This window comes from Longimicrobium sp. (assembly GCF_035474595.1).
GTDB lineage: Bacteria > Gemmatimonadota > Gemmatimonadetes > Longimicrobiales > Longimicrobiaceae > Longimicrobium.
The window spans coordinates 24758-32583 of the sequence record NZ_DATIND010000087.1 but is presented as its reverse complement, the minus strand read 5'-3'; the positions used below and the strand labels follow the sequence as shown (position 1 = coordinate 32583).

Below are 7826 nucleotides of genomic sequence, written 5' to 3'. Positions count from 1 at the left end.
GGGGGGGGGGGAGGTGGGTCTGACGGGGGATGCAGATTGTCGAGATGCAAGGTAATGTGGCCCGAAATGCACCACCAGCCGTGCGTGCATCATGAACGGCCTGGCCGACGATGACGGCCGGGCCCCGCGGATCGCCGCTCAGGGACTGGATACGTGGATCACGCTGATCGTGAATCCGAGACTTCGCGTGGAGGCCACCGGACCGTCCCGGTTCTCCAGCGCCGAGAGGTCGACCTCTCGCGGCTGCAGCACCGCGGCCACCCGGGCCTCGCTTCCCGTGGTGCGCACGGAGATCGTCCGGGGCGCGTACCCGAGCCGGATGACGCGGAGGCGCAGACGGCGTTCACGCCGGTGCGGGACGCCGAGGGCGAACCGTCCCGAGCTGTCGGTGGCCGTCGTCCGGCGCGTGCCCTCGACGACGATCTCCGCCCCGCGGACGGGGCTGCCGTCGGCCGCGCGCACGGTCCCGTGGATCTGCAGCGTGTCCGCCCCGGGCGGCCGCTGCGCCGCGGCCCGCGTGGGGGACGCGAGCGCGAGCGCGACGACGAGGAGCGCGGCGAGCGAGGTCACGAAAAGCTTCGTCATGGATTGGAAACCGTGAGCCTTGCGACCGAGAAGCCTTCGCGGCGCCTGGCGGTTTCCACCGGGCCGACGGCGACGATCGACCCCAGGCCGATGGTTGCGCTGGCCGCAAGGCTGACGTGGATCTCGATCTGGCGCCCGGTGGTTTCGATGGAGAGCGTCGTGGGCTCGAATCCGATCCTGTAGACACGCAGCGTCAGCTCGCGATCGGCGTTCGGCGGGATGCGCAGAACGAACCGGCCGGCGGTGTCCGTGACCGCGCGGATCGCCGCGCCGTGCACCTCCGCGGCGACGGTGGCGGCGACGACCGGGGTTCCGTCGGCCGCGCGGACCCTGCCGTGGATCAGCGTGTCGGCTCGAGCCGCACCGTCCGGCTCGGCGGCGTGCGGCGCATCGCCGGGCTTCGCCGCGGCGCCGGGCGGGAGCTGCACGTGCTCGCGGGCGGCGGGCGCGGCGGGCTGGGCCTCCGCGCGCGCAGCCAGGAGCGACGCGCCCAGCGCCAGCGTCACCAGCCCCGGGCGGCCGCGCCTCGGCGGTGAGGATGCCGCCGGCGCGAAGTGCTCGGGCGCGTAGAAGCCGCAGACCCGCTCCTCGCTCCACAGGTGGATCTCCGTGATCTCGTCGAGCGTGAGGTGGCGCATGTCCACCACCGGGCGCGAGCATCGGGCGCACAGGCGGCGGTCCGGCCCGAGCGGCTCCATCCCGCCCCAATCTTCGTCGCAGAACCGCAGGTGGGAGATGTCGGCTTCCATGGGCGTCACCCGGTGTGGGAGAGATCGATGAAGGAGACGTTAGCGAAGTAATGGATCACGGGCCGGACACCTCGATCCGAGCCACCGAAAAGCCCTCCCGCCGCGCCGCGCGGTCTTCCACGGCCCCGCGCCCATCGGCGCTTGCGACCAACCCGGCCAGCATGATGGCGGAGGGCTCGAGCAGCACTCCGACGCCGGCCCGGTTTCCGGCCGCGGAAACGAAGACGGTCCGCGTCACGTAGCCAAGCCGCCCGACGCGAAGCTCGATCTTCCCCCCATGCTCCCGGGGCACCCGGACGGCGAACCCACCCGCGCTGTCCGTGACCGCCCGAGCCGCGGTTCCGACGACCATCACCGCCGCCCCCGGGAGCGGAGTTCCGTCTTTCGTCCGCACGGTGCCGTAGAGCACGGTGTCTTCCGCCGCGGCGGCGCCCGGCGCGTGCGACGGCTGCGATGCGTCGCCGGGCCGCGCCGCGGCGTCCGCCGGAAGCTGCACCAGCTCGGGCGCGGGCGCCACCGCCGTCTGCGCATCCGCGCGCGCGGCGAGGAGCGAGGCGCCGAGCGCCAGCGTCACCAGCGCGCCGGAGCGGCAGCGCTTCGCCTCTGCCGCATCGGGCCGGAGCTGCCCGGGCGAGTAGACGCCGCAGACGGGTTCGTCGCTCATCACGTGGACGAAGGTGATCTCGTCCACGCTCATCCCGCGCAGGTCGGTGACGGGCCGCTCGCAGCGGCGGCAGACGCGCCGCCCGTCGCCGAGGCGCTCCATCGCGTCCCACCGTTCGCCGCACGGCTGGAGGCTGGAGAGAGGAGTCTTCATGCGCTGCGCCGAAATCGAAGGAGAGGGGAGACGGATGAGGGGCCGCAGGGTGGAACGCGCGGGCGCGCCGGAATATGACGCCTCGCGCGCGGGCAGCGTTCCGCGCCGATGCCGGGGCCGCAGCCCCGCAGGGACTTTGTGCGGTGGTTGCCGCGAATTCATTCGCCTGGCCCGCAGCCGCCGGAACGGCGTGGTTTCGCTATGGCCGCAAAACCGCTATCTTGCGGTGTTGCATTCCTGTACGCGAACGATCGCGGCGCGGGGGTGTACAAGTGAGTGCGGCTCAGCGGGGGCACCGGCCCCTGCCGGCCACCGCCCGCAACGCGCGTCCGAGGCTCGACGCGCGACGCGGGCGTTCTTCCCATGCCGGGCGGGGGTCCGGCGGAAAGCGAACGGGATGGCGAAGCAGGAATCGATCGAGATGGAGGGGGTGGTGAAGGAGGTCCTGCCGGATCGCCGTTACCGCGTCGAGCTTCCCAACGGCCACGAGGTGCTGGCCTACGGCGCGGGGAAGATGGCCAAGTTCCGCATCCGGGTGCTGGAAGGCGACCGCGTGACGCTCGCCATCAGCCCGTACGATCTCTCGAAGGGGCGGATTACCTACCGGCACAAGTGACCGGCGCCGCCCCTCCCGCATTCACCGGAGGCAGGATGACGATGAACAACAGTGCCCGGCGGATCGAGCGCGACTCCCTGACGGTGAACCACGAGGCGCGGCCCGGCTGGGTGACGGCCCTGGACCGGCTTCCCTCGGCCGGCGAGGAGGTGTTCTGCGCCGCCGGTGCCGGAATGGTGGTGCGCGTGCTGGGCCGTACCGGCGACGGCGGCCGCCTGCTGGAGCTGAAGCTTACGGAGGGCGACGGCAAGCCCTTCTTCGCGGCCGCCTCCAACGTGCTGGTGCGGAGCGAGCCCGCGCTCGTGGCCGGCTGACCCTTCCCGACCGGCCCCTGGCGGCCGATCTTCCGGGAATGCGGGACCAATCTCCCCTTCCCAACGCAGACGAGCGCGGCGCCGATCCGTCGGCCGCCGCGCTGCTGCGCTTCTTCCACCTGGCCGGGCGCCTGAAGGACACGCCGCGCGCTGGCTGGGCGCTGCGCGGCATCTCCGCTCCCGAATCCGTAGCCGAGCACTCCTTCCGCACCGCGCTGCTGGCGCTGGTGCTGGCCCCGCGCGCCGCGCCGCCGCTGGACGTGCCGCGCTGCGTGGCCATGGCCGTGGTGCACGACCTGGCCGAATCGCTCGTCGGCGACATCACCCCCTACGACAACGTACCCGCAGATGAGAAGCGCCGCCGCGAGGAAGCGGCGATGCTGCGGCTGGCCGCGCTCGCCGGCGACGACTCGCTGGCCGCGCTCTGGCGCGAGTACGACGCGGCCGAATCGCCCGAAGCGCGCTTCGTGAAGGAGCTGGACAAGCTCGAAACCGCATTCCAGGCCGCCGAATACGAGCAGCGGGGGGATGCGCCTCCCGGCGCGCTGGACGAGTTCCGGGCGAACGCCGACGCGCGCCTCACCTCGCCCGTTCCCCGCGCGCTGCTGGACGCGCTCCGCCGGGAAAGTGCGGAAGTGCGGGAGTGCGGAAGTGCGCTGGACCGGCGCGCGCCCGCGCCGGGGGGTGGGGACGGGGGATGACGGAGACCGCATCCACCGCCGCATCTCTCGCTGAAGACTACGCGCGGCATGCGGACGAGAAGGAGATGGAGATCGCACGCGTGCTGGACGAGCACGGCTTCGGCGGGGTGTTCCGCGGGATGCGGAGATGCCCGGTGGAGCGCGGCTACCGGATGCGCGGCAGCTTCTATCTCGGCCGGGGGGACGACGGCGCGTTCGTGGGCGTGGATCCGCGGCTCGGGCGCGTGCCGGTGGAGGAATCGCTCTGGGTGCTCCCGGCGGAGGCGCGGCCGCTGGTCCGCGACGTCGCTGAGCGGATCGCCGCGGCGCCGCGCGAGGGGCGGGTGACGGGGTTCGAGGTGCGGCTGGAATTCGGCTCGGAGCGGGCGCATCTCACGATCGCGGCGGAGCGGGGAAGCGCGTCGCTGGACGGATTCTGCCGCGAGCTGCTGGACGCGTCGCCCGGGCTGCTCGGCATCTCCCTTCCCTCGCAGGCGATCGAGCTGGGCGAAGCGTATCTCCGCCACGAGCTGCTGGGCCGCACCATCCTTTCGCATCACCTCGCCTTCTTCCAGACCAACCGCTGGCTCACCGCGGACCTCGCCGCCGCCGCGCGCGACGCGGCCTCCGATCCATCGCGCATCGTCGACCTGTACTGCGGCGTGGGTCTCCACTCCATCCTGGCGGCGACGCCGGAGAGCGTGGTCGTCGGCGTGGACACCAACCGCTGGGCCATCGAGAGCGCCGTGCGCAACGCCGCGCTGCACGGGCTGGCGCACGCGCGCTACGAGCGCATCCCCGCGGAGAGGCTGGTGGGGCGGCCGGAGGCGGAGCGGCCGAGCGTGGTGTTCGTGAACCCGTCGCGCTACGGGTGCGCGCCGGGGGTGGCGGAGCGGGTGGCGGCGTGGCGGCCGGCGGCGGTGTGCCTGGTGTCGTGCAGCATCGCGTCGCACGCGCGGGATCTGGCCTCGTTCGTGCGCGCCGGATACGCGCCGCGCCCGTTCGAAAGCTTCGACATGTTCCCCTTCAGCGAGTTCGTGGAGAGCGTCACCGAGCTGCGGAGCTGAGGTCGGTGTGAGGTGTCTGTGTGGCCCCTCCATGACCTACTTCAGTCACCCAATTGTCCTAAATCCATTGGAGTTCGGGAGGGGGGAGAAGAAACGACCACTCGATGGCCGTAGTGTCTCCATTCTTGTGCTTCTTCTGAGGGATCTCGCAGCGGTGCGATCAGCTCCTTCGCGATTACTGAGCGATCCAAGTCAAGAGTAGCGGCGAGGTTGAGGGCCGCATCCCACAGGTGCCAACGGATCGCGGAAGTCGAGAGAGTGCAGTTCGGGTCTCGCAATGCTGCGAGCTTGGCCAACTGTCCAAGGCTTTTCTCCAGGTCTCTATTTACGGAAACCACCTCACTTTGGTGACGGCAGGTGATCTCCGCCGCACTTCCTAACCGTAGCAGAAGTGTACTGGTGAATGACGGGATCGGGTCATTATCCCCAATCGAAGAGATCAGTCCGAGTAATTCGTCTAGAGCCAGGTCGCGTCTTCCTCCTTGCCAGACCCAGACAGCATGATCGAGGTCGTGCAGCACACGCCATGCGAGTTTCTTCGCCTCGTCCGCGTGCCTTCGCCGCTCGAACAGCCAGTCGACGACGGCCACTGTAATCACGATACCTATGATTTCGGTACCAAGGTTGAGCAGGACCGTGCCGGCCGACGTGGTGGGACCCACCCTGATCGCTTCCAAGATTGCCAACGTGGCAAGGACGAGGAAAACCACGCCGATCACGATGCGGAACATTGTTTTTCTCCTGGCGATGTTCATTAAGCTTTCACAAGCAGCGGGTATATCCATCGTTAATCGCCGTTGTGTCAAGCGCAACCCCGAAATGACATGCGCGCGGCTTGGCTTCGTGAGCGCCCGCCAGTAACCCCCGGACATCGCTTTGGGGACGCTTCGTTTCTGCCTCTGCCTCTGCCTCTGGCGCTGGCGGCGGCGGAGACGCATCGTGCATCTGGCGGGGCGCGGAGGAGCGAGACCGGCGTGGCTCGGCATGGGTAACCCATCTTCATCCAACCTTCGTGGGGTCATGAGTTTGGGTGATGCCTGGAAACCGAGAGGGAGAACGAGATGCCCGATAGAGAAGTCGCCACGCTGGCGGGGGGATGCTTCTGGTGCCTGGAGGCGGTGTACGAGCAGCTGCGCGGCGTGGAGAAGGTGGTGAGCGGGTATGCGGGCGGGAGCGTGCCGAACCCGGACTACCACAGCGTCTGCACCGGCCGGACGGGGCACGCGGAGGTGGTGCAGGTCACCTTCGACCCGGCCGAGGTGAGCTACCGCGAGATCCTGGAGGTGTTCTTCACCATCCACGACCCCACCACGCCTAACCGCCAGGGCGCCGACGTGGGCACGCAGTACCGCTCGGCCGTCTTCACCCACTCGCCGGAGCAGGAGCAGACCGCGCGCGAGGTGATCCAGGACCTGGAGGCCGAGGGCGTGTGGGAGAACCCCATCGTCACGCAGATCGAGCCGCTGGCGCAGTTCTACGCGGCCGAGGACTACCACCAGCACTACTTCGCCCGCAACCCGGGCCAGGGCTACTGCCAGGTGGTGATCGCGCCCAAGGTGGCCAGGTTCCGCCAGAAGTACCTGTCGCGTTTGCAAAGCGCCTGAACTGAAGTACGAAAGTCGAAAAGTACGAGAGTACGCTGGATCGCGTGGATTCGGCGTACTTTCGTACTCTTCGCACTTCCGCACTTCCGCACTTCCGCACTTCCGCACTTCCGCACTTCCGCACTTCCGCACTTCCGCACTTCCGCACTTCCGCACTTCCGCACTTCCCCTCAGCCGCCTTCCCGGCGTTTGGCGGCGGCGATCTTCGCCAGCGCGTTGTCGAATTCCGCGGCCAGGCTCTTCTCCTCGCGCACCTCGTCGTCCATGTAGAGCAGTGTGGCGCGCACCATGGCGCGGGTGGCGCCCTGCGGCGCGGTGCCGGTGCGCAGGAACTCCGGCATGCGGCTTTCGCTGACGCGTTCGTACCTCGCCTGCTGGTTGTAGGCGCGCGAGAGGGCGTCGACCGTGGGATAGTCGAGCAGGCGCAGCGCTCCCGTGGCCACCGCCGTCTGCCAGGCCGTGGCCTGCAGCGCCGGCGGCTGGAAGCTCTGCACCCCCAGCATGTCGTAGAACTCGTCCGCGGTCCGCAGCTTCCCCGCCGAGTCCATGCGAGGCACCACGTCGCGCAAGGTCACGTAATAGTCGGTCTTGTCCTCCAGCTTGGCGCGGTTCGCCCCGATTTCGCGCTCGAAGCCGTCCAGCGACTGCAGCGCCAGATCGCGGTCGCTGCGCTCGCCCTGCCATTGGTCCACGGCCAGCGCCAGGACGATGCTGAACACGATCAGCGCGCACTGCAGCACCAGCTCGGGGACCTTGGAAACGATCCACGCCCCCGCCGCGCCCAGCATGCGCCGCACCCATCCCCACGGAGCGAGCCTCATCAGGATTGCGTGGGTTTCGACCGGCGAAGAGATCTCCCGGCCTTGGAAAAGCCGCTACTGCAGCGGGTACCCGGGATCGCCGGGGAGCTTGCCGTCGATGCGCAGCACCTTCACCCCGGTGGTCGTCTGCCTCGCGGGAACGAAGGTGATGGCGCCCTGCCGGGCGGCCACCATCTCGCGCGCCGTCTCGCTGTTGAAGGCCGGCCACGGGCTGGAACCCTCGACGCGCGTCTGCTTGCCGGTCCAGAACCGGCTGTACTGGGCCTCCGTCATGTTGTTGTAGATGACGTGCAGCACCACCCTGCGCTCGCTGGCCTCGGGAACGCGGGCCACCAGCTGGATGCGCGTGCGGTCCCGCCAGTACCGCTGCTCGCCCAGGAACACCTGCCGGAGCTCGGCCAGCGTCAGCCCGTTCACCGGGGTGCGGGGGTGCGCGATGATGGCCACGGCGCCCGCGGGAGGCTGGCGCGCGGCCGTCTGCGCCGGGGCGGTGTCCGCGCGGGCGAGGGAAAGCAGCGCCGCCGCGAGCAGGGCGGCGCCGGCGCGGACGGGGCGGAGAGATCGGAACATCGT

General features: G+C 69.8%; 11 protein-coding genes. 5 read left to right on the top strand and 6 right to left on the bottom strand.

Features of this window, described 5'->3' with window-relative positions; all coding sequences use genetic code 11:
• Positions 1–138 precede the first annotated feature (138 nt).
• Genes VLK66_RS15965 through VLK66_RS15955 form a run of 3 tightly spaced genes read right to left on the bottom strand, consistent with a single transcriptional unit; the run spans position 139 to position 2151 of the window.
• A complete protein-coding gene (locus tag VLK66_RS15965; protein WP_325310445.1) occupies positions 139–585 on the bottom strand; it encodes a carboxypeptidase-like regulatory domain-containing protein in 447 nt (148 codons plus the stop codon).
• A complete protein-coding gene (locus VLK66_RS15960; protein ID WP_325310444.1) occupies positions 582–1334 on the bottom strand; it encodes a carboxypeptidase regulatory-like domain-containing protein in 753 nt (250 codons plus the stop codon). Before VLK66_RS15960 ends, VLK66_RS15965 begins: the two co-directional genes overlap by 4 nt.
• A gap of 55 nt (positions 1335–1389) precedes the next feature.
• On the bottom strand, positions 1390–2151 hold the full coding sequence (locus VLK66_RS15955) for a carboxypeptidase-like regulatory domain-containing protein (protein WP_325310443.1): 762 nt from the start codon (positions 2149–2151) through the stop codon (positions 1390–1392).
• A 397-nt stretch (positions 2152–2548) separates the two neighbouring features.
• Here VLK66_RS15955 and infA point away from each other — a divergent pair, with 397 nt between their 5' ends.
• The 4 genes from infA to VLK66_RS15935 are packed head-to-tail and all read left to right on the top strand — an operon-like array spanning position 2549 to position 4828.
• Positions 2549–2767, top strand: coding sequence for a translation initiation factor IF-1 (gene infA, locus VLK66_RS15950; RefSeq protein ID WP_325310442.1), 219 nt, complete (start codon positions 2549–2551; stop codon positions 2765–2767).
• Positions 2768–2802: 35 nt separating this feature from the next.
• Positions 2803–3081 (top strand): hypothetical protein, encoded by a 279-nt coding sequence (locus tag VLK66_RS15945; RefSeq protein WP_325310441.1) that lies wholly within the window; start codon positions 2803–2805, stop codon positions 3079–3081.
• A 38-nt stretch (positions 3082–3119) separates the two neighbouring features.
• The gene (locus VLK66_RS15940) at positions 3120–3782 is read left to right on the top strand and encodes an HD domain-containing protein (RefSeq protein WP_325310440.1); all 663 of its coding nucleotides are present in this window, start codon (positions 3120–3122) and stop codon (positions 3780–3782) included.
• Positions 3779–4828 (top strand): hypothetical protein, encoded by a 1050-nt coding sequence (locus tag VLK66_RS15935; RefSeq protein ID WP_325310439.1) that lies wholly within the window; start codon positions 3779–3781, stop codon positions 4826–4828. The genes VLK66_RS15940 and VLK66_RS15935 overlap by 4 nt, the downstream gene beginning before the upstream one ends.
• Before the next feature lie 41 nt (positions 4829–4869).
• Here VLK66_RS15935 and VLK66_RS15930 read toward each other — a convergent pair whose 3' ends face one another.
• Positions 4870–5583: a hypothetical protein gene (locus VLK66_RS15930; RefSeq protein WP_325310438.1), complete on the bottom strand. Its 714-nt coding sequence runs from the start codon at positions 5581–5583 to the stop codon at positions 4870–4872.
• Positions 5584–5889: 306 nt separating this feature from the next.
• Between VLK66_RS15930 and msrA the strand changes: the two genes are divergently transcribed.
• Positions 5890–6432 carry a peptide-methionine (S)-S-oxide reductase MsrA gene (gene msrA, locus VLK66_RS15925; protein WP_325310437.1) on the top strand — a complete coding sequence of 181 codons (543 nt, stop codon included), beginning with the start codon at positions 5890–5892 and terminating at the stop codon, positions 6430–6432.
• A gap of 170 nt (positions 6433–6602) precedes the next feature.
• Here the strand turns inward: msrA and VLK66_RS15920 are convergent, their stop codons facing one another.
• Positions 6603–7253, bottom strand: a complete 651-nt coding sequence (locus tag VLK66_RS15920; RefSeq protein WP_325310436.1) for a hypothetical protein — start codon at positions 7251–7253, stop codon at positions 6603–6605.
• Between the two features lie 54 nt (positions 7254–7307).
• Positions 7308–7823, bottom strand: coding sequence for a hypothetical protein (locus tag VLK66_RS15915; RefSeq protein WP_325310435.1), 516 nt, complete (start codon positions 7821–7823; stop codon positions 7308–7310).
• Positions 7824–7826 lie beyond the last annotated feature (3 nt).